Annotated in this window: 26 protein-coding genes, 1 other RNA gene and 1 riboswitch; of the genes, 15 read left to right on the top strand and 12 right to left on the bottom strand. The window is 66.0% G+C overall.

Going from position 1 to position 24,724, the window contains the following annotated elements:
- Nucleotides 1-31 precede the first annotated feature (31 nt).
- From cysD to cobA, 3 genes are read left to right on the top strand one after another with little or no spacing between them, the layout of a single operon-like run.
- A complete protein-coding gene (gene cysD / locus J3485_RS14535) occupies nt 32-994 on the top strand; it encodes a sulfate adenylyltransferase subunit CysD (protein ID WP_206953622.1) in 963 nt (320 codons plus the stop codon).
- 39 nt (nt 995-1,033) lie between these two features.
- A complete protein-coding gene (locus tag J3485_RS14530; RefSeq protein WP_206953620.1) occupies nt 1,034-2,353 on the top strand; it encodes a sulfate adenylyltransferase subunit 1 in 1,320 nt (439 codons plus the stop codon).
- 58 nt (nt 2,354-2,411) lie between these two features.
- Nucleotides 2,412-3,200 carry a uroporphyrinogen-III C-methyltransferase gene (gene cobA, locus J3485_RS14525; protein ID WP_206953618.1) on the top strand — a complete coding sequence of 263 codons (789 nt, stop codon included), beginning with the start codon at nt 2,412-2,414 and terminating at the stop codon, nt 3,198-3,200.
- A gap of 6 nt (nt 3,201-3,206) precedes the next feature.
- On the opposite strand, the gene J3485_RS14520 is transcribed toward cobA, so the two are convergent.
- Genes J3485_RS14520 through lptF form a run of 3 tightly spaced genes read right to left on the bottom strand, consistent with a single transcriptional unit; the run spans nt 3,207 to nt 5,873 of the window.
- Nucleotides 3,207-3,596, bottom strand: coding sequence for a sirohydrochlorin chelatase (locus tag J3485_RS14520; protein WP_206953616.1), 390 nt, complete (start codon nt 3,594-3,596; stop codon nt 3,207-3,209).
- A gap of 26 nt (nt 3,597-3,622) precedes the next feature.
- A complete protein-coding gene (lptG, locus tag J3485_RS14515; RefSeq protein ID WP_206953614.1) occupies nt 3,623-4,771 on the bottom strand; it encodes an LPS export ABC transporter permease LptG in 1,149 nt (382 codons plus the stop codon).
- Between the two features lie 4 nt (nt 4,772-4,775).
- Nucleotides 4,776-5,873: an LPS export ABC transporter permease LptF gene (lptF, locus tag J3485_RS14510; RefSeq protein WP_206953612.1), complete on the bottom strand. Its 1,098-nt coding sequence runs from the start codon at nt 5,871-5,873 to the stop codon at nt 4,776-4,778.
- A 124-nt stretch (nt 5,874-5,997) separates the two neighbouring features.
- Between lptF and J3485_RS14505 the strand changes: the two genes are divergently transcribed.
- From J3485_RS14505 to J3485_RS14495, 3 genes are all read left to right on the top strand, one after another.
- Nucleotides 5,998-7,509 (top strand): leucyl aminopeptidase, encoded by a 1,512-nt coding sequence (locus J3485_RS14505; RefSeq protein ID WP_206953610.1) that lies wholly within the window; start codon nt 5,998-6,000, stop codon nt 7,507-7,509.
- A 43-nt stretch (nt 7,510-7,552) separates the two neighbouring features.
- Nucleotides 7,553-7,969: a DNA polymerase III subunit chi gene (locus tag J3485_RS14500; RefSeq protein ID WP_206953609.1), complete on the top strand. Its 417-nt coding sequence runs from the start codon at nt 7,553-7,555 to the stop codon at nt 7,967-7,969.
- A 77-nt stretch (nt 7,970-8,046) separates the two neighbouring features.
- Complete coding sequence (locus J3485_RS14495; RefSeq protein WP_206953607.1) at nt 8,047-8,430, top strand: DUF2486 family protein; 384 nt, start codon at nt 8,047-8,049, stop codon at nt 8,428-8,430.
- A 31-nt stretch (nt 8,431-8,461) separates the two neighbouring features.
- On the opposite strand, the gene ilvD is transcribed toward J3485_RS14495, so the two are convergent.
- Nucleotides 8,462-10,135 (bottom strand): dihydroxy-acid dehydratase, encoded by a 1,674-nt coding sequence (gene ilvD, locus J3485_RS14490; protein WP_206953598.1) that lies wholly within the window; start codon nt 10,133-10,135, stop codon nt 8,462-8,464.
- A 186-nt stretch (nt 10,136-10,321) separates the two neighbouring features.
- Here ilvD and J3485_RS14485 point away from each other — a divergent pair, with 186 nt between their 5' ends.
- On the top strand, nt 10,322-11,323 hold the full coding sequence (locus tag J3485_RS14485; protein WP_206953596.1) for a LysR family transcriptional regulator: 1,002 nt from the start codon (nt 10,322-10,324) through the stop codon (nt 11,321-11,323).
- Nucleotides 11,324-11,398: 75 nt separating this feature from the next.
- Nucleotides 11,399-12,301 (top strand): prolipoprotein diacylglyceryl transferase, encoded by a 903-nt coding sequence (gene lgt / locus J3485_RS14480; RefSeq protein ID WP_206953594.1) that lies wholly within the window; start codon nt 11,399-11,401, stop codon nt 12,299-12,301.
- A 31-nt stretch (nt 12,302-12,332) separates the two neighbouring features.
- Here lgt and J3485_RS14475 read toward each other — a convergent pair whose 3' ends face one another.
- From J3485_RS14475 to J3485_RS14455, 5 genes are all read right to left on the bottom strand, one after another.
- Nucleotides 12,333-13,052, bottom strand: coding sequence for an SIMPL domain-containing protein (locus J3485_RS14475; protein ID WP_206953592.1), 720 nt, complete (start codon nt 13,050-13,052; stop codon nt 12,333-12,335).
- 74 nt (nt 13,053-13,126) lie between these two features.
- Entirely contained in the window at nt 13,127-13,585 is a 459-nt protein-coding gene (locus J3485_RS14470) for an EVE domain-containing protein (protein WP_206953589.1), read from the bottom strand.
- A gap of 150 nt (nt 13,586-13,735) precedes the next feature.
- Nucleotides 13,736-13,917, bottom strand: a non-coding RNA gene (gene ssrS / locus J3485_RS14465) — 6S RNA.
- A 32-nt stretch (nt 13,918-13,949) separates the two neighbouring features.
- Nucleotides 13,950-14,264, bottom strand: a complete 315-nt coding sequence (locus J3485_RS14460; RefSeq protein WP_206953578.1) for a cell division protein ZapA — start codon at nt 14,262-14,264, stop codon at nt 13,950-13,952.
- Nucleotides 14,261-14,602, bottom strand: a complete 342-nt coding sequence (locus J3485_RS14455) for an ATPase (protein WP_206953575.1) — start codon at nt 14,600-14,602, stop codon at nt 14,261-14,263. Before J3485_RS14455 ends, J3485_RS14460 begins: the two co-directional genes overlap by 4 nt.
- Nucleotides 14,603-14,771: 169 nt before the next feature.
- Nucleotides 14,772-15,014: riboswitch (cobalamin riboswitch) on the top strand.
- Between the two features lie 102 nt (nt 15,015-15,116).
- Between J3485_RS14455 and J3485_RS14450 the strand changes: the two genes are divergently transcribed.
- The 6 genes from J3485_RS14450 (at nt 15,117) to J3485_RS14425 (ending at nt 21,901) form a co-directional block, all read left to right on the top strand.
- Entirely contained in the window at nt 15,117-17,093 is a 1,977-nt protein-coding gene (locus J3485_RS14450) for a TonB-dependent receptor plug domain-containing protein (RefSeq protein ID WP_206953573.1), read from the top strand.
- Between the two features lie 96 nt (nt 17,094-17,189).
- Nucleotides 17,190-18,254, top strand: a complete 1,065-nt coding sequence (locus J3485_RS14445; protein ID WP_242538572.1) for a FecCD family ABC transporter permease — start codon at nt 17,190-17,192, stop codon at nt 18,252-18,254.
- Between the two features lie 26 nt (nt 18,255-18,280).
- Complete coding sequence (locus J3485_RS14440) at nt 18,281-19,108, top strand: ABC transporter ATP-binding protein (RefSeq protein WP_206955818.1); 828 nt, start codon at nt 18,281-18,283, stop codon at nt 19,106-19,108.
- Nucleotides 19,109-19,371: 263 nt separating this feature from the next.
- The gene (gene cobT / locus J3485_RS14435) at nt 19,372-20,427 is read left to right on the top strand and encodes a nicotinate-nucleotide--dimethylbenzimidazole phosphoribosyltransferase (RefSeq protein WP_206953572.1); all 1,056 of its coding nucleotides are present in this window, start codon (nt 19,372-19,374) and stop codon (nt 20,425-20,427) included.
- Entirely contained in the window at nt 20,424-21,302 is an 879-nt protein-coding gene (locus J3485_RS14430) for an adenosylcobinamide-GDP ribazoletransferase (RefSeq protein ID WP_206953570.1), read from the top strand. Before cobT ends, J3485_RS14430 begins: the two co-directional genes overlap by 4 nt.
- The gene (locus J3485_RS14425; RefSeq protein ID WP_206953569.1) at nt 21,287-21,901 is read left to right on the top strand and encodes a histidine phosphatase family protein; all 615 of its coding nucleotides are present in this window, start codon (nt 21,287-21,289) and stop codon (nt 21,899-21,901) included. Before J3485_RS14430 ends, J3485_RS14425 begins: the two co-directional genes overlap by 16 nt.
- Nucleotides 21,902-21,926: 25 nt before the next feature.
- On the opposite strand, the gene J3485_RS14420 is transcribed toward J3485_RS14425, so the two are convergent.
- From J3485_RS14420 to J3485_RS14410, 3 genes are all read right to left on the bottom strand, one after another.
- Entirely contained in the window at nt 21,927-22,856 is a 930-nt protein-coding gene (locus J3485_RS14420; RefSeq protein ID WP_206953567.1) for a cobalamin-binding protein, read from the bottom strand.
- Nucleotides 22,853-23,443 carry a bifunctional adenosylcobinamide kinase/adenosylcobinamide-phosphate guanylyltransferase gene (gene cobU / locus J3485_RS14415; RefSeq protein WP_206953565.1) on the bottom strand — a complete coding sequence of 197 codons (591 nt, stop codon included), beginning with the start codon at nt 23,441-23,443 and terminating at the stop codon, nt 22,853-22,855. Before cobU ends, J3485_RS14420 begins: the two co-directional genes overlap by 4 nt.
- Before the next feature lie 89 nt (nt 23,444-23,532).
- Nucleotides 23,533-23,952, bottom strand: coding sequence for a PaaI family thioesterase (locus J3485_RS14410; RefSeq protein WP_206953564.1), 420 nt, complete (start codon nt 23,950-23,952; stop codon nt 23,533-23,535).
- 146 nt (nt 23,953-24,098) lie between these two features.
- On the opposite strand from J3485_RS14410, the gene J3485_RS14405 reads away from it, so the two are divergent.
- Nucleotides 24,099-24,722 (top strand): ParA family protein, encoded by a 624-nt coding sequence (locus J3485_RS14405; protein WP_206953563.1) that lies wholly within the window; start codon nt 24,099-24,101, stop codon nt 24,720-24,722.
- Nucleotides 24,723-24,724 lie beyond the last annotated feature (2 nt).

The raw sequence follows: 24,724 nt of genomic DNA, 5'->3' as shown, positions 1-24,724 counted from the left end.
CACACGGGCAAACGATAGGAAACCGTTAAACATGAGCACGATTCTGGAACCTTCCGCGACGACCCCGCTCACGATCACTGCCACGCGCATGGACCACCTCGACTGGCTCGAGGCGGAATCGATCCACATTCTGCGCGAGCTGGTGGCCGAGTGCAGCAAGCCGGCGCTGCTGTTCTCGGGGGGCAAGGATTCGGTGGTGGTGCTGCATCTGGCGCTCAAGGCGTTCGGGCTGGGTGCGAACCGCAAGACGTCGCTGCCGTTTCCGCTGGTGCACATCGACACGGGGCACAACTACCCGGAGGTGATCGATTTTCGCGATCGGCGCGCCGAGCAAATCGGCGCGCAACTGGTGGTGGGGCACGTGGAGGATTCGATCAAGCGCGGCACGGTGCGGCTACGGCGCGAGACCGATTCGCGCAACGCGGTGCAAGCGGTGACGCTGCTCGAGACGATCGAGGCGCACGGCTACACGGCGATGATCGGCGGGGCGCGCCGCGACGAGGAGAAGGCGCGTGCGAAGGAGCGCATCTTCTCGTTCCGCGACGAATTCGGCCAATGGGACCCGAAAGCGCAGCGCCCCGAGCTGTGGAGCCTGTACAACGCGCGCCTGCACAAGGGCGAGCACCTGCGCGTGTTTCCGATCTCGAACTGGACCGAGCTGGACATTTGGCAATACATCGCGCGAGAAGGGTTGGAGTTGCCCTCGATCTACTACGCGCACGAGCGCGAGATCGTGCGTCGGGGCGGCTTGCTCGTGCCGGTGACGCCGCTCACGCCGATGCGCGAGGGCGACCGAAGCGAGAAGGTGCTCGTGCGTTTTCGCACGGTGGGCGACATTAGCTGCACGTGCCCGGTGGAGAGCGACGCGGACGACGTGGAGAAGATCATCGCCGAGACGGCGGTGACCGACATCACCGAGCGGGGCGCGACGCGCATGGACGATCAGGCGTCCGAGGCTGCGATGGAGCAGCGCAAGAAGCAAGGCTACTTCTAATAGTCAGCACTCCGAAACATTGAAGACGGGATTGAGATCATGAGTACTCCTCATCAACCGGCAGACCTCGGTGTGCTGCGATTCATCACGGCGGGCAGCGTCGACGACGGCAAGAGCACGCTGATCGGGCGCCTGCTCTATGACAGCCGCGCGGTGCTGTCGGACCAGCTCTCGGCGCTCTCGCGGGCGAAGAACAAGCGCACGGTGGGCGATGAGATCGACCTGTCGCTGCTCACCGACGGCTTGGAGGCCGAGCGCGAGCAGGGCATCACGATCGACGTGGCGTATCGGTATTTCGCCACGGCGCGGCGCAAGTTCATCATCGCCGATACGCCGGGGCACGAGCAGTACACGCGCAACATGGTGACGGGGGCCTCGACGGCGCATGCGGCGATCATCCTGGTCGACGCCACCCGCGTCACAAAGGGCGACGACGGGCGCACAATCTTGCTGCCGCAGACCAAGCGGCACAGTGCGATCGTCAAGCTCTTGGGCTTGCAGCACGTGATCGTGGCGATCAACAAGATGGACTTGATCGAGTACAGCGAGACGCGCTTCAACGAGATCCGCGACGCGTACGTGGAGCTGGCGCGGCAACTGGGTTTGTCGGATGTGCGGTTCGTGCCGGTGTCGGCGCTCAAGGGCGACAACATCGTGCAGGCGAGCGAGCGGATGCCGTGGTATGCGGGCGAGCCGCTCTTGGACGTGCTCGAGCAGTTGCCGGTGGCGCAGGCGATGGGCGAAGCGCTGCGCTTTCCGGTGCAGTGGGTGGCGCGCCAGGACGGGGCGAGCGCGGACGATTTCCGCGGTTACATGGGGCGCGTGGAGGCGGGCGAGGTGCGAGTGGGCGATGCGCTCGTGGTGCTGCCGGCGCAGCGCGAGGCGACGGTGGCCGAGATCATCGCGCCGGTGCCGGGCGGCACGGCGCAAGTGGACCGGGCGTTCGCGGGGCAGACGGTGACGATCCGCCTGACGCAGGACCTGGACGTCTCGCGCGGCGATACGTTCGTGGCGGCGCAAGCTGCGCCGCAGCCGGCCAAGAAGCTGGAGGCCGATTTGTGCTGGTTCGATGAGGAGCCGCTCTCGACGCAGCGCAAATATCTGCTCAAGCAGACCACGACGACGGTATTTGCCCGAATCGGGACCGTCAAGGAAGTGCTGGACGTGCATACGCTGTTGCATTCGAGCGCGGTACACGACTTGAAGATGAACGATATCGGGCGCGTCGCATTGACGCTGCAAAAGCCGATCGTGTGCGATGCGTATGACGCGCATGCGGGCACGGGCGCGTTCGTGCTGATCGACGAGGCCACGCACCATACGGTCGCGGCCGGCATGATTCGTGCATATTCCGCGTGATGGATGAACGAGGCGGCGCGCAAGGCGCCGCCCGCACACGCGAGAGGATGGAAGCGCAATGGGCAAGGTGTATTTGATCGGTGCAGGACCGGGAGCGGCGGATCTCATCACGGTGCGTGGCGCCCGTTTGTTGGGCATGGCCAACGTGGTGCTGCACGACGCGCTCGTCGAGCCCGCGATGCTCGAGTATGCGCCGCACGCCCGCAAGATCGCCGTCGGCAAGCGCTGCGGGCAGCGCTCGACGGCGCAGCAATTCATCAATAAACAGATCGTCGATGCAGCGCGCGCGCACGATGTCGTCGTGCGGCTGAAGGGCGGCGACCCGATGCTGTTCGGCCGGGCCGACGAGGAAATGCGCGCACTCGAGGAAGCCGGCATCGACTATGAAGTCGTGCCCGGGATTACGGCCGCGTTGGCTGCCGCCGCGTCGGTCAAGCGTTCGCTGACGCTGCGTGGGGTTGCGCGCAGCGTGGCGCTGGCCACGAAGAGCCGCGCGCCCGATAGCGAGGCGATCCGCGAGGCGGTGAACGCCGATTCCCTCGTGTTCTACATGGGTCGCGACAGCGCGCCCGACATTGCGCAGCAATTAATCGACGCAGGCCGCTCCGGTGCGACGCCCGTCGCCATCGTCGAGGCGTGCAGCACGCCGCGCGAACGCACGCTCACTTTGACGCTCGATGCGCTCGCCATGGGCGAGGCGCAGACTTGGCTCGATCCGTCCCAGCCGAGCCTGTTGATGATCGGTCAGGCGTTTGCCGAACGCGCATTGGCCACCACGCGCGCCGATGACCAGCAAGGCGACGGTGAACGCCGCGCCGCGCACGATTCCTACGCGCACGCCGCCTGAGCGGATCTAGCCGGCGAGCTGACGTAGGCAATACGCCGTGAGCGCGTCGAGCACGGCATCGTCCTCGCCGACCGGTACCGCACCGCGAATGTCGACTGCCGGATGGGCTGTGCGACAGGCATCGAGTAAGAGCGGTAGATCGCGCCGCACGTGCCCGCCTTGTCCGAAGAAAACGGGCACGACGGTAATCGATCGACAGCCCGCGGCCACCTGCGCCGCCACCGCGGCCGGCAGATCGGGCGTCATCAAGTCGAGGAATGCGAGCGAGACGCGCGTATCGGGCCCCGCGAGCACACGCAGCTTGTGGGCCAGCCGCTCGAACGGCTCGGCCCACCGCGCATCGCGCGCGCCGTGCCCGAACAGGATGATGCCGCGTGAAATGGCGCTTGCGTTCATCGATTTCTCCGCTGCCGCAACCAGCATCAGTGCCGATCGAACCACTTGAGCCCGGCAAGCCCGAGCGCAAGATAGATGAGGCTCGGCGTTGCGGCCGTCACGGGCGCGGGCCACGTGTTGAGCATGCCGACGTGCGAGAACAGCGTGTTGACGAGTTGAAAGCTCATGCCGAGCATGATGCCACCGAATACTTTCACGCCGACCACGCCCGCGCGCGTATGCAGATACGCGAACGGCAGCGACAGCACGAGCATCACGAGCACCGCGAACGGATAGAGCAGTTTCTTCCACAGTGCGATTTCGTAGCGCTGCGTGTCCTGTTGGTTCTCGACCAGATGCTGGATATAGCGGAACAGGTTGAAGATCGACATGCGATCGGGCGACACGAGCAGCACCGACAGAATTTGCGGCGTGAGCTCCGAGCGCAGCGAGTACTCGGGCAGCGTCACTTGCGTCGCCCGATAGACGGGATTGAGCGTGTCAGCAGGGGCTTTCCCAGGCTGAGGCAGGCTCGTGAGCTTGGTGTCGGTCACGCCGGTCAGCAGCCAGTGGCCGTTACCTTGGTAGCGGCCCGTCTGCGCGGTTCGCAGATTCGTCAGCTTGAAGCTCGGATCGAATTCGTAGATACGCACGTTGCTGATCGTGGAATCGGGCATCAATTCGCCGACGTTGACGAAGCGTGTGACTTGCTGGCCGTCCTCGCTGGCCGTCAGCGTGTCCTTGACCCAGACGCCGGAGGCGAAGTTGGTCGAAACGGCCGAGCCGAGCGCCTCGAGGCGCACGCGCTCGGACAACTGATCGGAATAAGGTCCGACGACTTCGCCGATGAAGTAAGTCACGAGCACGAGCGGAATGCCGATCTTGAGCAGCGAGCGCAGCGCCCGGCCCGTGGACAGGCCCGATACGCGAAAGATCGTGTACTCGGAGCTCGCCGCCATCTGCGCGAACACATAGATTGCGCTGATCAAAGCGGCGACGGGAATGATTTCGTAGAAGCGCGACGGCGTTTGCAGCGCCACGCGCAGCACGGCAAGGCCGAACTTGTAATTGCCGTGGCCGACCGTGTTGAGCTCGTTGATCAGATCGAAAAAGAAAAACAGGCCCGAGAACGCGAACAGGACGAAGATGAACGCGAGGTACACCTGCCGGGCGAAATATCGTTCGTAGATGCGCATCGCCTCAAGCTCCCCGCGTAGACGCGAACCACGTGCGCGGAATGAGCGGACGATTGCGCACGCGCATCCAGAACACGGCGACGACGAGCAGTGCCGCGGCGATATGCAAGCCCAGGAGCGCGAGCACGAACGAGATCTTGCCCTGCTCGAGCCACGACTGCACGACGTTGAGCAGGTTCGAATAGGTCAGGAAGATCAGCACGGCCATCACGAGGTTGATCGTGCGCCCTCGCCGCGGGTTTTGATAGGCGAGCGGAATGCCGAGCAGCATCAGGTTCACCGCCATCAGCGGCAGCCCCGTGCGCCAAGCGAACTCGGCGAGATTCTCGCGCGTGGGATGGCGCAGCAAGGCAAGCGTGGACATGCCCGTCGCCGACGGCGTATTGACGATCGGCTGGTGCGTGATCTTCACACCGTAGCGCATGAACTCCATGATGCGGAAATCGGGCTTGCCCGGTTCCCCGTCGTAGCGCCGGCCGTTTTCCAGCACGACGAAGCGCGAGCCGTCCTTCATCGTCTCGACATGGCCGTTCTGCGAAACGATGACGCTGACCTTACCGTTCTCGGTGCTCGTGACGAATACGTTCTGCACGTGCGCTTGATCGGGCGTCATTTTTTCGACGAAGAACACGCGGTGCGTGGCCGGCGATTCGCGAAACTGGCCGGGCGCGAGCATGGAGACTTCGTCGCGTTGCTGAAACCGGGTGCGAATGAGCTTGCTCTGCGCATTCGACCACGGCCAGCCGATGTAGGCGAAAAACACGACGAGCAGGATGATCGGCGCCGAGAACTTCGCGATCGGCTTGATGAACTGCGTGAGGCTCACGCCCGAGGCGAGCCAAACGACCATCTCGGAATCGCGGTACCAGCGCGTGAGCACGAACAGAATGGAGACGAACATCGTGACGACGAGCATCACGGCGATGTAGCCGATGACGGTCAGACCGATCAGGACGACGACGTCCTTCGGGTCGATTTCGCCCGACGCGGCATAGCCGACGATGCGTATCATCATCGTCGTCAGAAAGATGGTCAGCAGCACCATGAATACGGCACCGGCCGTATACGCTAGCTCGCGCTGCAGGGAGCGTTCGAAGATCATCGTCGATGCGAGAGGGCGGGGCGTTCGCGCAGCCGCGCGCGGCATGCCGACGCCGGAGAAAAAATAGCGGATAATTGCGGCTTCGTTTCTAGAGTTAAGCCGATTTTATCCGAGGACAAGCGCGATGGACTTTAGCATAAAAGCCTGTGACTGGACGAAGGGCACGACCGGTGGTTTTCTGACGGGGAAATCCGATTGCATCGTCATCGGCGTGTTCGAGGGGCAGTCCTTGTCCGGTGCGGCGCTCGAGATCGACGCCGCGACGAAGGGGCTCCTCACGCGCATCGTCAAGGCCGGCGACATGCAGGGCAAGAGCGGCTCGACGCTGTTCTTGCACGAGGTGGAAGGCATTGGCGCCTCGCGCGTGCTGCTGGTCGGGCTCGGCAAGCAAGACGCATTCGGGCAGAAGGCATACGGCGAAGCGGTGCGTGCCACATGGCGCGCCCTGCTCGGCACGAAGATCGTCCAAGTCACGTTCACGCTCGCGCAGTTGCCCATCAAGGAACGCACGGCCGACTGGGCGGCGCGCGCCGCGGTTCTCGCGCTGCGCGCCGAAACGTATCAGTTCACGCAACTCAAGAGCAAGCCGGAAGCCGTCAAGCACGCGCTCAAGCGCATCGTCGTGACCGTCGATGCGGCTGACGAAAAGCTCACGAAGGTCGCCGTCAAGCAGGCGCTGGCCGTTGCCAACGGCATGGAACTCGCGCGCGATCTCGGCAATCTGCCCGGCAATGTCTGCACGCCGAGCTATCTCGGCGAAACCGCGAAGAAGCTCGGCAAGGAGTTCAAGCTCAAGGTCGAAGTGCTTGGCGAGAAGCAACTCGAAGCGCTCAAGATGGGCTCGTTCCTGTCGGTCACGCGCGGTTCGGTCGAGCCCGCGCAGTTCATCGTCATGCAATATCAGGGAGGCGCCGCCAAGGCCGCCCCGATCGTGCTCGTCGGCAAGGGCGTCACGTTCGACAGCGGCGGCATTTCGCTCAAGCCGGGCGAGGGCATGGACGAGATGAAGTACGACATGTGCGGCGCGGCCTCGGTGTTCGGCACGCTGCGCGCCGTCGCCGAGCTCGGTTTGAAGCTCAATGTCGTCGGGATCGTTCCCGCCTGCGAGAACATGCCGAGCGGCCAGGCCACGAAGCCGGGCGACATCGTCACCAGCATGTCGGGGCTCACGATCGAAGTGCTGAACACGGATGCGGAAGGGCGCTTGATTCTGTGCGATGCGCTCGCCTACGCCGCGCGCTTCAAGCCGGCCGCGGTGGTCGACATCGCCACGCTCACGGGTGCGTGCATCATCGCGCTCGGCCATCACAATTCGGGGCTGTTCTCGAAGGACGATGCGCTGGCCGGCGAGCTGCTCGACGCGTCGCGCGAGGCATCGGATCCGGCCTGGCGCATGCCGCTCGACGACGAGTATCAGGAGCAGCTCAAGTCGAACTTCGCCGACCTCGCCAACATCGGCGGCCGCCCGGCCGGCAGCGTGACGGCGGCCTGCTTCCTGTCGCGCTTCACGGAAGCCTATCCCTGGGCGCACCTCGACATCGCGGGCACCGCGTGGAAGAGCGGCGCGACCAAAGGGGCGACGGGGCGTCCCGTGCCGCTGCTCACGCAATTCTTGATCGATCGCGCGGGGCAGTGATGGCAGCCGGGGCAGCCGCCGGGCTTGCGCGCGGGGCCACGCTGTGACACGCGTCGACTTTCATTCGAACGTCGGCGATGCGTTGCTGTATGCCTGCCGGCTCGCGCGCAAGGCGTACCAGGCCGGCCAGCCGCTCGTCGTGCTGGCCGATCCCGGGCGGCTGCGCGCCTTCGACGAGCGGCTCTGGACGTTCTCGCCGCTCGATTTCCTGCCGCATTGCATGGCCGACAGCGCGCTTGCCGCGCGTACGCCGATCGTGCTGGCGACGGATCTCGAGCGCGCGCCGCATCATCGGATCTTGCTCAATCTTGCACCGGCGGTGCCGGCGCAGTTCGCGCGCTTCGAGCGCTTGCTCGAAGTCGTCGGCACGAGCGACGACGAGCTCGCGGCGGGGCGCGAGCGGTATCGTTTCTACCGCGATCGCGGCTATCCGCTCAACAATTACAAGCAAGACGCGTGAGCGTCGCCGCCGGTGCGCCGGCTTCGTGTGCGCCGGCGCGTTCGCCGGTATGTCGATTGAAACCAGGGAGGACAAGCATGGCCGATCCCCACGATCCCCACTCGATTCCGATGCTGACCGACGTTATCGTGCCTGGCAGGCCAGCCGTCGGCCGCCCGGCCGAGCCTCAGGTCGATGTCGCGACGGTGCCGGCCGAGCAACCGGGCGCGCGGCCCGCCGTGTTCGATGCGCGCGACGTCGAATTCATCGCCGAGCGTTTGCGGGCGCGTTTCTCGAGCTATCTGCGGCAGGACGCGCGCGGTGTCATCGAAGCGCGTTGCCGCGACGCCGTCGAGGAGCATACGAACTGGCTCGTGCGGCAAGTCACGCGCGAAGTCGTCAGCGCGCTCGAGGCGGAGGTGGCGGGGTGGGTGCGCGATGCCGTCAGCGAGGAGCTCGCGCGGCATACGTCGCAACGATAGGCACCCGCCGCGGGCGCGGCTGCGGTGAGGGTCAACCGGTCACGGCGCCTTGGTCGGCCGGGCGCGCGAGCGCCGCATACTTGGCAAGCACGCCGTGCACGTAGCGCGGAGCCGGCTGCTTCCACGCGGCTTTTCGACGCGCGAGTTCCGCTTCATCCACGTTCAGTTGCAGCAGCAGCGCGTGCGCATCGATCGTGATCGAATCGCCTTCTTGCACGAGCGCGATCGTGCCGCCGACGAACGCTTCCGGTGCGACGTGCCCGACCACCATGCCCCAGGTTCCGCCCGAGAAGCGCCCGTCGGTGATGAGACCGACCGATTCGCCTAATCCTTTGCCGATCAGCGCGGAAGTGGGGGCCAGCATTTCGGGCATGCCCGGTCCGCCTTGCGGGCCGAGATAGCGCAGCACGAGCACGTCGCCGGGACGGATGCGCTCGTCCAGGATCGCCGCGAGTGCGCTTTGCTCGTCGTCGAAGACGCGCGCCGGGCCCGTGATCACCGGGTTCTTCAGGCCGGTGATTTTCGCGACGGCACCGTTCGTGGCGAGGTTGCCCTTGAGGATCGCCAAGTGCCCTTCCTTGTACAGCGCCTTCTCGATCGGGAAGATCACTTGCTGGTCGGCGCGCGGCGCGCTCGGTACGTCCTTCAATTCTTCGGCGATGGTTTTGCCGGTGATCGTGACGCAATCGCCGTGCAGCAGGCCCGCGTCGAGCAGAATCTTCAGCACCTGCGGGATGCCGCCCGCGCGGTGAAGGTCGGTCGCGACATAGTCGCCCGACGGCTTCAAATTGCAGATGACGGGCACGCGTTGGCGAATTCGCTCGAAATCGTCGATCGTCCATTCGACTTCGGCCGCATGCGCGATCGCGAGATAGTGGAGCACCGCATTGGTCGAGCCGCCCGTCGCCATGATGAGCGCCACGGCATTCTCGATCGATTCGCGCGTGATGATGTCGCGCGGCTTCAAATCCTTTTTCACGGCTTCGACGAGCACGCGCGCCGATTGCGCGCTCGATACGACCTTCTCGTCGTCGGGGTTCGCCATCGTCGACGAGTAGAGCAGCGACATACCGAGCGCTTCGAACGACGAGCTCATCGTGTTGGCCGTGTACATGCCGCCGCACGAGCCCGTGGTGGGACAGGCGTTCTGCTCGATGCCGTCGAAGTCTTCCTTCGACATGCGGCCGGCCGTGAACTCGCCGACGGCCTCGAACGACGACACGATCGTCAAGTCCTTGCCCTTCCAGTGGCCGGGGCGGATTGTGCCGCCGTAGACGTAAATGCCCGGCACGTTCATGCGGGCGAGTGCGATCATGCCGCCCGGCATATTCTTGTCGCAGCCGCCGATCACGACGACGCCGTCCATCCACTGGCCCTGCACGCAGGTCTCGACGCAGTCGGCGATGACCTCGCGCGAGACGAGCGAGTACTTCATCCCTTCGGTACCCATCGACATGCCGTCGGAGATTGTCGGCGTGCCGAACGTCTGCGCATTCGCGCCGGCCTCGCTCACCGCGGCGACCGCCGCATCGGCGAGCTTCTGCAAGCCGGCGTTGCACGGCGTGATCGTGGAGTGGCCGTTCGCGATGCCGATCATCGGCTTGTCGAAGTCGTCCTTCTTGTAGCCGAGCGCATAGAACATCGAGCGGTTCGGTGCGCGCGCGACGCCTTGCGTGATGTGCTGGGAGCGACGGTTGTGGGCCATGAGGAGACTCCGGTTCGTTCATCGGGAGCGGCCGGCCGTTGGGCGAGTGAATACTGCCCGGGCGAGGCGAGGGCCGCGCATGAGGCTCGGATCAGAATGCCGCGCCCGGTTGCGCATGTCCAATATATGATTCATGGCGAATTAGGTCGAAACGCATATCAACAGCGATCGCTGGGAGCCGCCGCCATGACACCGGATTTGCGCCAATTGCGCTATTTCGTCGCCGTTGCCGAGGAGCGGCATTTCGGGCGCGCCGCCCGCAAGCTGTCGATGACCCAGCCCCCGCTGTCGCAGGCGATTCGTGCGCTCGAGGAAACGCTCGGCGTCGAGCTGTTCGCACGCACGAAACGTACGGTCGAGCTCACGGCTGTCGGTGCCGATCTGCTGCCCGAAGTGCGCAAGCTGCTCGTGGGTGCCGACGCGCTGCGGCCGCTCGCGCAAAGCCTCGCGCGCGGCGAGGCCGGTGCGCTTTCGCTCTCGTTCGTCTCCACGGCCGATTACGGCCTGCTGCCGCAATTGTTGCGCGAGTTCGCGGCGCACCATCCGCGCGTGCGCCTGAATCTGGCGGAAGCGACGAGCGACGTGCAGATCGAGGAACTCGTCGCGGGCCGGATCGATGCCGGCCTCATCATTCCGCCGCTGCCGCCGCGTCATGCGGCGACGCTGACGTATCTGCCCGTCATGCGCGAACCGCTCGTCGCGGCGCTGCCCGCATCCGGCGTGCGTCATCGCGGCCGCGGTGAGCCGCCCGACTGGCTCGATGAACCCGTGTCGCTGTCGGAAGTGGGGCAATTGCCGCTCGTGATCTTCCCGCGCCGTTTGGCACCGGGCTTTTATGACATCATTACGGGCTGCTACGGTGCGGCGGGCCTCGCGCCCCGCATCGGACAAGAAGCGATTCAGATGCAGACGATCGTCAGTCTCGTCTCGGCGGGCATGGGCGTCGCGCTCGTGCCGCAGTCGTTGCGGAACTTGCGGCGCACCGGTGTCGTCTATCGGCCGCTTGCCGAGCGCACGCCGCTCGTCGAAACGGGGCTCGTCTGGCGGACGGCCGACGTCGGCCCTGTGCTGGCCGGCTTCATCGACATCGTGCGCGCCCATGCAAGCGTGCACGCGCGCGCGCCTCGCGCGCCGGTAGGCGGCCGCCGGGCGAAGCCGAGCAGGGCCGTGCGGGAACAAGGGACTTAAGCAATTCGAGCTACTTAAGCGCGGCGCGCGAGCCGCTCGTTCAACGCCTCATTTTTCAATGCCCAAAGCCTTACGATGCTGATTCATCCCAATTTCGATCCCATTGCGATTCATTTCGGCCCGCTTGCGGTGCGTTGGTACGGCCTCATGTACCTCGTCGGCTTCATGCTGGCGGTTTTCATCGCGCGGCTGCGGCTGAAGCTGCCGCATGTCGCCGAGCAGGGCTGGACCGCGAAGGACATCGACGACATCCTGTTCTACGGCGTGCTCGGCACGATCCTCGGGGGCCGGCTCGGCTATATCTTGTTCTACAAGCCTGATTACTACTTCGCGCATCCGCTCGATGTCTTCAAGGTCTGGCAGGGCGGGATGTCGTTTCACGGCGGCTTTCTCGGCGTGACGCTGGCGATGGTGCTGTTCGCTTATCAGCGCAAGCGCACTTGGCTGCAAGTGACCGATTTCGTTGCGCCGATGGTACCGACGGGCCTCGCGGCCGGCCGCCTCGGCAATTTCATCAACGGCGAACTGTGGGGCCGTGTGACGAGCCCGGATGCGCCTTGGGCGATGATGTTCCAGAGCGCGTCGAACGACGACGCGATCTGGCTCACGCGGCATCCGCTGTTGGCGGCCAAGTGGCATTTGAACGAAGTGTTCGCGCAATATCACATGCTGCCGCGTCATCCGTCGGAGCTCTACGAGATCGCGCTCGAAGGCATCACGCTGTTTCTCGTGTTGTGGTTTTTCACGCGCAAGCCGCGCCCGATGGGCGCCGCGTCGGCCGTGTTTCTCATCGGCTACGGGCTGGCGCGTTTCATCGTCGAATTCGCGCGCGAGCCCGACGACTTCCTCGGGTTGCTCGCGCTGGGGCTGTCGATGGGGCAGTGGCTTTCGCTGCCGATGATCATCGTCGGCGCGGGGCTGCTCGTCTGGTCGTATCGGCGCGCCCGCACGGCGCCGGCGGGTGCCGGCACGCGTTGATCGAGCGATGCGGCGGTCATCGCCGCATCGGCTAGCGGGTCATCTGCACGGAACCCGACACCGTGACCGTCACCGTCGACTTCCCGCCTTCGACCGGCAGCGGGGCCGCTGCCGGCGCGGCGGCGGCCATGGCTCGCATCGCGAACATCGGGCGCGGCGGCGGCGCGTTGCCCCCGCCCACGTCGACTTCGCGAATCGTATAGCCGCCGTATCCGAACGCGCGCGCGGACGATTCGGCCTGATCCCTGAATTTCTTGATCGCCTCGGTCGTGAGCTTTTCCGCGGCCGCGCGCTGCGCGTCGGGCGACAGCGAGAACGCCACGCTGCCGACCTGCATCGTCGAATTGATCTGCCCCGCGAGCTTCGTGGCGGCGGCGAAATCGCGCGATTCGAGAACGACTTCCGTGCGGCCGCGCCACGATGAGATATGGCCGTCGCGGTCGGTCATCGGGTAGATCGTGAACGTGCCCGTATGCGCGGTGACGTTCGCTACGCCCCGGGCTTGCTTGAGCGCCGCGTCGGCATGCTGATTGAGCGAATCGGTCAGCGACGCGGCGTCGTTCGCCTCCTTCTCGTAGAACAGTGTGATGTCGACGACGTCCTGCGGCACGTCGGCGCTCGCTTGCGCCGACAGCGACAGCACGCCCGACGGCACCGGCTGCGTCAGCGTGGTGTCGGCTCTCGAGGGCAGGGCAGCGAACGCGAGCGGCACGACGGCCGCGAAAGTCAGGGCTGCGGTTATTTTTCTCATGCTGGCTCCACTTCGTGACATGGCGTTGGGACCGGGACCATGCGAACCCGGGCGGGCGTTCCCTCATCGCTGTTCTACGCGAGCTGCTCCGTGATGAAGCGCCACTCGTCGTCGGTCACGGGCGTGATCGACAGCCGATTGCCTTTGGCGAGTACGCGCATGCCGGCAAGCTCGGCGTGTGCGCGCAGCTCGGCAAGCGGCACGAGCGGTGTCTTTTTCACGAAGCGCACGTCCACGAGCATCCAACGCGGCGTTTCGCGCGTCGATTTCGCGTCGTAGTACGGGCTCTTCGGGTCGAACTGCGTCGGATCGGGATACGCGCCCGACACGACTTCGGCAATGCCGGCGATGCCGGGTTCCGGGCAGCTCGAATGATAGAACAGCACGCCGTCGCCAATTCCCATCATGTCGCGCATGAAGTTGCGCGCCTGGTAATTGCGCACGCCGGTCCACGGCAGCGTTCGCTTCTGCGCGGCCGCGAGGTCGTCGATGCTTGCTTCGTCCGGTTCGGACTTCATGAGCCAGTAGCGCATAGGCGGATCGAGTCGGTCGAGTGAATCGAGAGGGACGGCTAGTGGCCGGGTGCGGCCAGCCGGGCGCAGGCGCTGCAGCCGCGGAGGTTGCGCGCGCCCCGAAATGAAAACGCAAATGAAAACGGCATCGGGAGTACCGATGCCGTTGAATAAATCCCCGCCTTGGCCGCTAGGCCGGCATCCTGAACCTGGGGTTCAGAATTGGTCGCAGTTAGCAGCACTTCGGGTTCATCAGACAGAGTGACGCGCACGCCCGTGCTACAAATTTCCGCAACCGTGCACATGGCATTGGTTCAAGGAATTTATGACCTTGGCGAACCAGGCAGGGAAGCCGTAAAACTTGTTATTTCAAAACTGCCGCTCGTTATAGCGCTTCGTGTTGATCGAGCACCGCGCCGAGCTTCTCGTTCATTTGGCGCATTGTACGCCGGATTTCCTCCGCGGGAAACGCTTCCCCGTGACGCACGCTCTGTTGCAGCTTCAGTAATTCCGAGGCGAGCGAGAGCGCCGCCATGACAGCGATGCGATCCGTGCCGCGCACGTTGCTCGCGTTGCGGATCTTCGTCATCTCGGCATCGACGCGCGCAACGGCTTCGAGCAGTGCCGCTTCCGTTTCCGGCGAACATGCGAGGCGATAACTCTGGCCGAGTATCGTCGTTTCGATCTGTTTCGTCGTCATGCATCTTCTCCGTGCTGCGCGGCACTCTGTTCCTGCTGAGAGGCGAGCAGATCGAGTTGATTGTCGGAGTCGTATGGGCCCTTGGCGCGCGGCAGCTTTTCGAGAATCGCGTTCAGCCGCACCTGGGCATCGTCGATCTTCGCGAAAAGCGCGTCGCGCTCGGCTTGCAGCGCATTGCGCTCTTCGCGCAACAAGGCGAGTTCGGCATGGGCCGCCTCGCTTTCCTTGCGCAATTGAGCGAGCTGCTCCTCGAGCGCGTGACGTGCCTGCTGCTGACGCTCGTTGATCGCGATCAGCCGGCCGATATTTCGTGAGAGGGTTTCGAGTTCGTTGAGCATCCGCTGCGTCCTCTAAAGACCCCGCATTTTAGCGCTAAATAGCCGCAGTTCCGATCGATCTCTCGTATCGAGACGTAACCGTCGTAGGCTTTTTTCACGGGCTGTGCGTTTTTCGCACGATGTTTGCAGGGGTTTTTGTGATTCCTTGACGCCGCCATGTCCCCACTTCTACACTTGCGGCACTTTGGTGCTCGCGCGCTAGGCTGCCTCGCGCGCGGTTAAACGGGAAACAGGGAGCGAAGTCCGCTCGGACGAGCCAACCTGTGCTGCCCCCGCCAACGGTAAGCGATACGCGCGGCTTTCGAAAAGAGTCGGCCGCGCACGACCCGTCCATCGCCACTGCGTGACCCACGTGGGAAGGCGGATGCGGTCCGTCGCCAGCCCGGATACCGGCCAAAGGGGGAGTGCGACGCCGCGCTCGCGGCGCATCGCGTCGCGCGTGCCGCTCGAGCACTCGATGACAGAGCAGTCTGCGGGGAGCAGCTGCGTGCCGATCCCACAGGAAAACCACACGATGTCCACGTCTACCGTCCGCGCGGCGCTCATTGCGCTCGCGGGTCTGCCGCTCGTCGCGCTCGCACAGGGCGCACCGAGCGATTCCGCTTCTTCACCCGATGCCGCCGCCACCGCTCCTGCGGCTTCATCTCCAGCTTCGTCCGCCGCTTCGTCCGCGCAAGGCGCGAACACAGGCGGTGCCGTTTCCTCGACGAGCGCCGTCGCCAACGGCGGCTCGCTCGACCCTATCGTCGTCACGGCGCAGCGGGGGCCGCAGCCGATTTCGGAGGCCATTCCGCAAACGACGCGTTTCTCTCAACAAGATATCGCCGATTCCACGGCAACCGATCTGCCAGGCTTGCTCGAGCAGGCGCCGGGTGCGCAGATCATCCGCAACGGCCCGCCCGGTTCGAACGTGACGATGTTCTTACGCGGCGGCTCGGCCACGGAGTCGCTCGTGCTGATCGACGGGATGCGCGTCGACTCCGTCAGTCTCGGCCAGGCTCAGATCGGGCAGATTCCGCTGTCCGAGGTCGATCACGTCGAAGTCGTCAATGGCGATGTATCGGCGCTCTACGGTTCGGGGGCGATGGGCGGCGTCGTGCAAGTGTTTACGAAGGACGGCGGCGATTACCCGCCGCGCTTCAATTTCGCGCTCGGCTACGGCAGCTATCACACGCAGACGCAGCAGGCCGGCGTGGACGGCGCGCTCGACAAGGACGGCAAGACGACTTTCAGCTTCAGCGTCGCGCGTTCGAAGGACGACGGTTTCTCCGCGATCAACCCCGCGCTCGCGCCGAGCGTGAACCCGGCGCCCGACGGCTATTTGAACGAGAGCGTCTCGGCCTCGCTGCGTCACAAGTTCGACAATGGCTGGGATGCCGGCGTGCGGTACTTTCAATCGAACGGCCAGGACGCCTTCGACAACGCGTTCGGCCTGCCCACCGACGTCAACTATCTCTACAGCAAAGTGCAGATGGCGTCGTTGTTCGCCAACGGCAAGCTGACCGATTGGTGGACCACGCACTTTACCGCGGGCCTCGGCAACGATCGTGCGATCGACCTGACGAACGGCCTCTACAACGACCGCTTCGATACGGACAATCGCCAATTCACCTGGCAGAACGATTTCAAGCTCGCCGCGCAGCAGAAGCTGCAGGTCGGCTACGAGCGGCTCGATCAAAGCCTCGATTCGGATACGTTCGCCGCCCCCGATCGCCACGTGAACTCGGTGTTCGCCGGCTACACGGCGCGCTTTGGCGCAAGCCAGATTCAAGCGAACGTGCGGCGCGATCAATATTCGGACTTCGGCGGCGCGAACACCTACTATTTGGGCTACGGGTTCGACTTCACCGAGCATTGGAAGGCGACGGCCAGCTATTCGAGCGCGTTTCGCGCGCCGAGCTTCGACGATCTCTACTACCCGGGCAGCGGCAATACGTCGATTCAGCCCGAGCATAGCCATTCGGTCGAGGCGGCTTTGCAATATGCGTCCGATGCGCTTGGCGTGTTGCGGCTGACGGCATTCCAAACGCGTTATACGGACTTGATCAATTACGTGCCGACCGATGGCGGCCTGTTCTATCTGGCCGAGAACGTCGATCGCGCGAAGGTGCAGGGGCTCGAAGGCTCATGGAGCGGCCATGTGGGTAAGACCGACGTGCGCGCGGCGCTCACGGTGCAAAATCCCGTCGACGAGGAGACCGATACCGATCTCGATCGGCGGGCGCGGCACTTTGCGACGTTGTCGGCGAATCGGTCGATCGACGATTGGCGCGTTGGCGGAGAATGGATCGTCAGTGGTCCGCGCAACGATGGCGGGACCAATCTCGGCGGGTTCGGTCTCGTGAATCTGTCCGCACGCTACAACATCACGAAGGCTTGGTATGTGAGTGCCCATATCGACAACCTGCTCGACAAAAACTATGAGCTTGCCTACACCTACAACACGCCGCGCCGCAGCGCGTTCATTACGATTGGCTGGCAGGAGCAGTGACGCGTCTTGGCCGAGCGTTGCGCGCCGCCCGCGCGGTGCCGCGCAGGCCTGCATCGCCGGTTCTCGCCGGCGCGTCGAAGTCGTGACCGCGCCGCGATGAATCTGCCCGCTGCGCGTGCGCACGCATCGATGAACGCGCGCCGCGCGGCCTTCGTCTGGGCCGCGCTCGCGCTCGCCGCGCTCGTCGTTTTCGCTGCCGCGCTCATGCTCGGCAGCGTCACGATCTCGCCGTGGCGGGCCGTGCTCGCGCTCTTGCACTTGCCTGGCCCCGATGTTGCCGGCGCTCAATCTGGCAACCCCGCGGGCGACCTCGCGGGCGAGATCGTGCGAACGCTGAGGTTGCCGCGCGCCGTCGCGGGCTTCTCCTGCGGCGCGCTGCTCGCGCTGGCCGGTGCGCTGCTGCAAGTGCTGCTGCGCAATCCGCTCGCGGAGCCCTACGTACTCGGCGTCTCCGGCGGCGCGGCTGCGTTTGCCGTGGCTGCACTCTTCGCGGGCTGGGCCTGGTGGCTCGTGGACGCCGCGTCGTTCAGCGGCGCGCTGCTCTCGATCGCGCTCGTGCTGGGCCTCGCGCGCCGCGAGTTCTGGCGCGGCGAGCCGCAAGAAGCGTCGCCGCGTTTGTTGCTGACGGGGGTCGTCGTCGCGACCGGGTGGGGCGCCGTCATCACGCTGCTTATCGCGCTCGCGCCCGACGACCGGCTGCGCGGCATCGTGTTTTGGCTGACGGGCGATTTGAATGGCGCGGCGAGCCCGTGGCCGGCACTCGTAGTGCTCGTCGTCGCGCTCGCGGCCAGCGTGCCCGTTGCGCCGCAATTGAACGTGCTGCTGCGCGGCGACGCGCTCGCCGCGTCGCTCGGCGTGCCCGCGGCGCGGCTGCGTCTGCGAATCTACATCGTGGCATCGCTCGCCGCGGCGGCCAGCGTGACGACGGCCGGCACGATCGGCTTCGTCGGCCTCGTCGTGCCGCATGCGCTGCGGCTCGTGCTCGGCAACGATCAGCGCATGCTCGTGCCGGCCAGCGCACTGGCGGGCGGCGTTGCCGTCATGGGGGCCGATCTCGTCGCGCGGACGGTGATCGCGCCCGCGCAATTGCCGGTTGGCGTCGTGACGGCGCTCGTCGGCGTACCGGTGTTTCTTTGGATGCTGCTCGGAGGGCGTCGATGAAGTCACCGATGAAGTCGCTGAGCGGGATGCAAGCCGATGCGCGCTCCGCGTCGTTGTCGGCCCGGCTATCGACTCAGCTATCGGCCCAGCACCTGACGCTGCGCGCCGGTGCGCGTACGCTGCTCGAGGACTTTACGCATACGTTCTATCCCGGCGAGATCTGGTGCGTCGCGGGGCCGAACGGGGCGGGCAAGACGACGCTCGTCACGACGCTCGCCGGCCTTGCGCGGCCGGCCGGCGGACACGTCGAAGTCGACGGCGAGCGTATCGACGCATGGACGGGCGCGGCCCTCGCGCGGCGACGGGCGCTGATGCCGCAGAGCTCGCACGATGCGTTCGGCGCGAGCGTGCTCGACATCGTGCTGCTCAATCGCTTCCCTCATTTGACGGGTTGGGGATGGGAGCGCCCCGGCGACCGTGCGGCCGCCTTCGCTGCGCTGGACATGCTTGGGCTCGAGCCGCTCGCCTCGCGCGACGTGCTCTCGCTCTCGGGCGGCGAGCGCCAGCGCGTCGCGCTGGCCGCGGCGCTGTGCCAAGACGCGCCGCTGCTGCTGCTCGACGAGCCGCTCGCGTTTCTCGACTGGCACCATCAAATCGAGTGCATGGACGCACTCGTGCGATGGACACGCACGAGTGCGCGCACCATCGTTTTTTCGTGTCACGACCTCAATCTCGCCCGTCGCTTCGCGACTCACGCGCTGCTGCTCGAGGGCAACGGCGCCGCCCACACCGGGACTGCGCGCGACGTGCTGACGCCGGCGCTCGCGAGCCGAGCGTTCGGGTATCCGCTGGTGCTGATCGAGCAAAACGGCTATGAGGCGCTCGTGCCGGCCCTGTCGGGTACGCCGTGCTGAAAGTATGCCCATGCCATGCACAGCCGTGTCATGTCTCGGCACTTCGTAGTGCCTCGTCGTGGTACCGCAAGTCCGCAGCACGCCCGTGCTGCGGTTTTACCGAATTGAACGAGGGCAACCGGTGCGAGTATCGTGACGCTTTTGCGATGCGCCATTCGGACCCCAGGACCCCACGGGCGACCCGGCCGAATGCTTGCTCATGCCGATGACGTTCCGGCGAAGCGTCCTCGCGCGCATCGCCGCCCCATCCGATTGAACCGAATATGAACGAATTACTTCCATTGCCTATCGTCGAGCCGCTCGATCACTCGTTGCGCGATGCACTGTCGCACATCATCGACACCAAGACAAAACCGCCCGGCAGTCTCGGCATGCTCGAGGTCGTCGCGCGTCAGATGGGCATGATCCAGCACAGCACGCATCCGACGATCGAGCGGCCGGCGATGATCGTCTTCGCTGCCGATCACGGCATCGTGAAAGAGGGCGTGAGCCCGTATCCGCAAGCGGTCACGGCGCAGATGGTGGCGAATTTTCTGGCCGGCGGCGCGGCGATCAACGCCATCAGCCGCGTGGCCGGCCTCACGCTCGAAGTCGTCAACGCCGGCGTGGCGACGCCGCTGGCGCCGCTGCCGGGTCTCGTCGACGTGCCGATCGGCCCCGGCACGCGCAATTTCGCGCACGAGCCGGCGATGACGCGCGACGAGGCGCACTCGGCGATGCTGGCCGGCGCCGCGCGCGTGCGTCATCACGCGGCGCTCGGCACGAACGTCGTCGGCTTCGGCGAAATGGGCATCGGCAATACGTCGTCGGCCGCTTGTTTGATGAGCCGGCTGTGCGATGTGCCGATCGACGAGTGTGTCGGTCGCGGCACGGGGCTCGACAACGCGGGCCTCGCGCGCAAGTGCAACGTGCTCGCCTCGGCGCTCGCGACGCATCGCGGCGCGACCGAGCCGCTCGACGTGCTGGCGACGTTCGGCGGCTTCGAAATCGCGATGATGGCAGGCGCCTATCTCGCCGCGGCTGAAGCGAAGATGACGATACTCGTCGACGGTTTCATCGCGACGTCGGCGCTCGCCGTGGCCGATGCGATCGCACCGGCCGTGCGCGATTACTGCGTGTTCGCGCACCTGTCGAACGAGGCCGGTCATCGGCGCATGCTCGATTACTTCGGCGCGAAGCCGTTGCTCGCACTCGACATGCGGCTCGGCGAGGGAACGGGCGCCGCGCTGGCGTTGCCGGTGCTGCGCGCGGCCGTTGCGATCATCAACGAGATGGCGAGCTTCGAATCGGCCGGTGTCGCGGGACGAGAGGCGCGATGACGGATGCGCGTGACGCGGCCGAGGAGGAACCCGAACGGGCGGCGGCCGGTCGAGCACAGGCTCACGAGCCGAAAGCCGTGCGCGCGGGCCTGAGCGTGGCTCCGGTCGCTCGCCGTTCGCCGCTATGCACGCATCTGCGCTACATCGTCGCTGCGTTCGGCTACTTCACGCGCGTGCCGATCCCGCGTGCGATCAGCCTCGATCCGCGTGATTTAGCGGGGGCGTCGCGCTACTTTCCACTCATCGGCGTATGCGTCGGCGCTGCCGGCGCGCTCGTCTACCTCGCCGCGCTGCGTGTGTTCCCGCCGGCCGTCGCCGTGCTGTTGTCGATGGCCGTCACGTTGCTGCTGACCGGTGCCCTGCACGAAGACGGTCTCGCCGATTGCTGCGACGGGCTCGGCGGCGGGGCCACGCGCGAGGATGCGCTGCGCATCATGCGCGATCCGCGCCTGGGCGCATTCGGCGCGATCGGGCTCGTGATCTCGCTCGCGCTCAAGTGGCAGACGCTCGCCGCGCTGCCGGCGATGACGGCCGCTTGGGCGATGGTCGGCGCGCATGCCGCGAGCCGCGCGCTAGCCGTGAGCTATCTCGCGACGCACGATTACGCGCGTGAGCAAGGCAAAGCCAAAGCCCTCGCGCAGCGGATGTCGGCGCCCGCACTCGGCGTTGCTTGCGCGCTCGGCCTGCCGTGGCTGGTCATTCCCGACTGGCGCGCCGGGGTATCCGGGCTCGTCGCGGCGTGCGTGCTGCGCTTCGCGCTCGGGCGTTATTTCACGCGCCGGCTCGGCGGCTATACGGGCGACTGCCTCGGCTTCGCCCAACAGATCTTCGAGCTTGCGTTCTATCTGTCCGCGCTCGCGTGGACCTCGTCCTGATCCGCCATCCGGCGCCCGCGATCGATGCGGGTGTCTGCTATGGCAAGACCGACGTGCCGCTGGCCGGCGATGCGGCCGAGTCCGCTCGCGCACTTGCCCGGCGCCTCGCTGCGCTCGATGCGCCGTTGCCGGCGTATCTCGCGACGAGCCCTTTGCAGCGATGCGCCGGCGTGGCCCGCTGGCTCGCGGAGCACTTCGGCTGCGCTTGCGGTGTCGATGCGCGTTTGCGGGAAATCGACTTCGGCGATTGGGAGGGGCAGCGCTGGGATGCGATCGACCGCGCCGCGCTCGACGCCTGGGCGGCCGATTTGCGCCACGCGCGGACGCACGGCGGCGAAAGCGTGGCGCAGTTCGAAGCGCGTGTTGTGGCGTGGTTCGATCTTTGGCGCGCACCGCTCGCTTCGCCATCGCCATCGCCAGCTTCGAGCGTGTTCGCGGTGACGCACGCAGGCGTCATGCGGATGATCGCTTCGCTCGCGCTCGACGAACCGCTCGAGACGACATTGACGTGGCCGCTCGACATGGCCGCCGTCGTCTGGCTGCGGCGCGAGGCGAACGCGGACGCGGATGGCTGGCGCTTGCTGCATTGGAACGCATGAGCCGAACGAGGCGCGTCGGGCAGGCTCAGTGCATCTTCGCCGCACGGGTGGGCGGTCGATGCGCGCGTGCAATGTCCAAATCGCGGCACAATTGTTCGGCGCCTTGCACGAGACGCGGCCCTGGCCGGTTGATGAGATCGCCGTCGATGGCGAACAGATTGCCGCGCGCCACCGCCGTCATTCGCGGCCAAGCACGCCACGACGCGAGGCTCGGCAGCGGCGCGTCGGCATGCGTGGCGCCTTGGCTCGTCGTCACGATCGCTTCGGGATCGGCGGCGACGACGGCCTCCCTCGAGACCGTCGGCACGAGCGGCGCGAGGCGCGCGAAGACATTGCGCCCACCGCACAGCGCGATGATGTCGCTGACGATGTGCGTGCCGTTCAGCGTCATCAGCGGGTCGTCCCATACCTGATAAAAGACGCTGACCGGCGCCCGCTCGGCGTAGTGCGCGCGCAGCGCGGCGATCTTGGCGCGATAGTCGGCCGCGGCCGCTTCGGCTTGCGCGGAGGTGTCGAGCAGCGTACCGAGCGCGAGCAGATCGGTGGCGACGTCGTCGAGCTTGCGCGGCTCGCTGTGATAGAGCGCGATCCCGAGCGCGCGCAGCCGGTCGAGTTGACGCTCGTCGTTGCCGTGGCGCCAGACGATCACGAGATCGGGCTTGAGCGCGACGATGCGCTCGAGATCGAGCGCGTTGTTGTCGCCGACGCGCGGTAGCGCCTTCGCTGCGCTCGGATAGTCGCTGTACGACACCGCGCCGACGAGCTTGGCGCCGCCGCCGGCCGCATAGACGAGCTCGACCGCGTGCGGCGAGAGCGCCACGACGCGACGGGCGGGCGTGGCGAGCGTGACGCGCTGGCCAGCATCGTCGGTGACCGAGACCGACGCGTTGGCGCGTGGCGCAACGCCGAGCGCGAGCGCGCAGGCAAGCGCGGGCGCGAGTCGCAGAGACCTCATCGTGCGCGCTCGCCTTTGACCGTCATCGGCAGCCCGGCCACCATCATCGTCACCTCGCGCGCGAGCGCGGCAACACGCTGATTGAGCCGCCCGAGTTCGTCGACGTAGCGGCGCGTCATGGCGCCCATCGGCACGACGCCCATGCCGATTTCGTTGCTGACGACGATGACAGGGCTTCGCGCCCGCGCCAATGCCGCCTCGAGCGCGTCCATGCGCGCGGCGCAGTCGTCGGGTGCCGGTTCGTTCCGCTCGTTTCGTTCAGTCGGCTCTGCGCCGGCCGGGCAGATCACATTGGCGAGCCAAAGGGTCAGACAGTCGACGAGGATGCAGGTGCGGCCGTCGTCTGCGTCGGCGATCGCCTGCGCGAGCTCGGCGCCGGCTTCGACGATACGCCAGTGCGCGGGCCGCCGCGCCCGATGATGAGCGATGCGGGCAGCGAATTCGTCGTCGCCCGCATCGAGCGCGGTCGCGATATACGTCACGGGCTGCGCCGGGCTCGATGCGCGCGCCAGCGCGAGTTGCTCGGCGTAGCGGCTTTTGCCCGAGCGGGCGCCGCCGAGCACGAAAGTGAGATCGGGCGTGGTCATCGCGCGATTGTAGCGAGGCCGGGCGCCGCGGTGCGTGAAATGGGGCGGCCGCACGAGCGCGTCGGGCCGCCTGCGCACTCGCTTGCTCGTTAGGCGAGAATCATCTGCGTACAACGGAACAGCGCGATCGTATGGCCGTCGGGATCGAACACGGACGCGTCCCACACGTGCGTGCTGCGACCCAGATGGACGGCGGTGGCGACTGCGCGCACGGTTCCCTCGCGGCAAGTGCCGAGGAAGTTGCTCTTCAGTTCGATCGTCGTGAAGCCGCGCGCGTGAGCGGGCAGATGCGCCATGCACGCGTAGCCGCAGCAGGTATCGGCCAGGCCGATCACGGTTGCCGCGTGCAAGAAGCCGTTCGGTGCGAGCAGTTGCGGCCGCACGGCCAGCTTGCCCGTCAGCGTGCCTTGTGCGAGGGCGACCACGCGAACGCCGAGCAGTTCGGGCAGCGTGCCCTGCTGGTGCTCATGGATGGTCTCGATCGTGTAGTCGGAGCGGAGCGTCGACATCGGGTGAGATTCCTTCGAAGGGGACGTTGACCTGATTTGCCGATATTATCGAGCGTTATGACGCAGGTGGGCCTGTCATTCGTGTAAGCGACGGGTTCTAACGGGATAACCGGCCGCGGCAAGCGGTCTTCTATTCGGGAGTGTTCATGACGGTGATCGTGGTAGCGAACCCCAAGGGCGGCGTGGGCAAGAGCACGCTGTCGACGAACTTGGCGGGCGCCTTTGCGGCGACCGGCGAATGGGTGGCGCTAGCCGACCTCGATCGGCAGCAGTCGTCTCATGGGTGGCTCGCCCTGCGCCCAGGCGGGTTGCCCCCCATCGAAACGTGGCGCGTCGACCCGGATGCACCGGTCAAGCCGCCCAAGGGCCTCGAGCGCGCCGTCGTCGACACGCCGGCCGGGCTGCACGGCAATCGGCTTGCGGCGGCGCTGGAATTGGCCGATAAAGTCGTCGTGCCGCTACAGCCGTCGATGTTCGACATCCTCGCCACGCAGCAATTTCTCGAGCGTTTGGCCAAGGAAAAAGCCGTGCGAAAGGGCGCGATCGAAATCGGGGTGGTCGGCATGCGCGTCGATGCGCGCACGCGCTCGGCCGAGCAGCTACACCGCTTCGTCGAAAGCCTCGAGCTGCCCGTGCTCGGATTTTTGCGCGATACGCAGAACTACGTTCAGCTCGCGGCGCACGGACTCACGCTGTGGGACGTGCCGCAAAGCCGGGTCGAAAAAGACCTCGAGCAGTGGGAGCCGATCACGAAGTGGGCCGCGAAGTAAGG

This window comes from Trinickia acidisoli, assembly GCF_017315725.1.
GTDB classification, from domain to species: domain Bacteria; phylum Pseudomonadota; class Gammaproteobacteria; order Burkholderiales; family Burkholderiaceae; genus Trinickia; species Trinickia acidisoli.
This window is presented reverse-complemented; position numbering and strand designations above follow the sequence as displayed.

Coding starts and splice junctions, on each gene's coding strand:
- cysD (WP_206953622.1), top strand. CDS start 32: ATGAGCACGATTCTGGAACCTTCCGCGACGACCCCGCTCACGATCACT.
- J3485_RS14530 (WP_206953620.1), top strand. CDS start 1,034: ATGAGTACTCCTCATCAACCGGCAGACCTCGGTGTGCTGCGATTCATC.
- cobA (WP_206953618.1), top strand. CDS start 2,412: ATGGGCAAGGTGTATTTGATCGGTGCAGGACCGGGAGCGGCGGATCTC.
- J3485_RS14520 (WP_206953616.1), bottom strand. CDS start 3,596: ATGAACGCAAGCGCCATTTCACGCGGCATCATCCTGTTCGGGCACGGC.
- lptG (WP_206953614.1), bottom strand. CDS start 4,771: ATGCGCATCTACGAACGATATTTCGCCCGGCAGGTGTACCTCGCGTTC.
- lptF (WP_206953612.1), bottom strand. CDS start 5,873: ATGATCTTCGAACGCTCCCTGCAGCGCGAGCTAGCGTATACGGCCGGT.
- J3485_RS14505 (WP_206953610.1), top strand. CDS start 5,998: ATGGACTTTAGCATAAAAGCCTGTGACTGGACGAAGGGCACGACCGGT.
- J3485_RS14495 (WP_206953607.1), top strand. CDS start 8,047: ATGGCCGATCCCCACGATCCCCACTCGATTCCGATGCTGACCGACGTT.
- ilvD (WP_206953598.1), bottom strand. CDS start 10,135: ATGGCCCACAACCGTCGCTCCCAGCACATCACGCAAGGCGTCGCGCGC.
- J3485_RS14485 (WP_206953596.1), top strand. CDS start 10,322: ATGACACCGGATTTGCGCCAATTGCGCTATTTCGTCGCCGTTGCCGAG.
- lgt (WP_206953594.1), top strand. CDS start 11,399: ATGCTGATTCATCCCAATTTCGATCCCATTGCGATTCATTTCGGCCCG.
- J3485_RS14475 (WP_206953592.1), bottom strand. CDS start 13,052: ATGAGAAAAATAACCGCAGCCCTGACTTTCGCGGCCGTCGTGCCGCTC.
- J3485_RS14470 (WP_206953589.1), bottom strand. CDS start 13,585: ATGCGCTACTGGCTCATGAAGTCCGAACCGGACGAAGCAAGCATCGAC.
- J3485_RS14460 (WP_206953578.1), bottom strand. CDS start 14,264: ATGACGACGAAACAGATCGAAACGACGATACTCGGCCAGAGTTATCGC.
- J3485_RS14455 (WP_206953575.1), bottom strand. CDS start 14,602: ATGCTCAACGAACTCGAAACCCTCTCACGAAATATCGGCCGGCTGATC.
- J3485_RS14450 (WP_206953573.1), top strand. CDS start 15,117: ATGTCCACGTCTACCGTCCGCGCGGCGCTCATTGCGCTCGCGGGTCTG.
- J3485_RS14445 (WP_242538572.1), top strand. CDS start 17,190: ATGAATCTGCCCGCTGCGCGTGCGCACGCATCGATGAACGCGCGCCGC.
- J3485_RS14440 (WP_206955818.1), top strand. CDS start 18,281: ATGCAAGCCGATGCGCGCTCCGCGTCGTTGTCGGCCCGGCTATCGACT.
- cobT (WP_206953572.1), top strand. CDS start 19,372: ATGAACGAATTACTTCCATTGCCTATCGTCGAGCCGCTCGATCACTCG.
- J3485_RS14430 (WP_206953570.1), top strand. CDS start 20,424: ATGACGGATGCGCGTGACGCGGCCGAGGAGGAACCCGAACGGGCGGCG.
- J3485_RS14420 (WP_206953567.1), bottom strand. CDS start 22,856: ATGAGGTCTCTGCGACTCGCGCCCGCGCTTGCCTGCGCGCTCGCGCTC.
- cobU (WP_206953565.1), bottom strand. CDS start 23,443: ATGACCACGCCCGATCTCACTTTCGTGCTCGGCGGCGCCCGCTCGGGC.
- J3485_RS14410 (WP_206953564.1), bottom strand. CDS start 23,952: ATGTCGACGCTCCGCTCCGACTACACGATCGAGACCATCCATGAGCAC.
- J3485_RS14405 (WP_206953563.1), top strand. CDS start 24,099: ATGACGGTGATCGTGGTAGCGAACCCCAAGGGCGGCGTGGGCAAGAGC.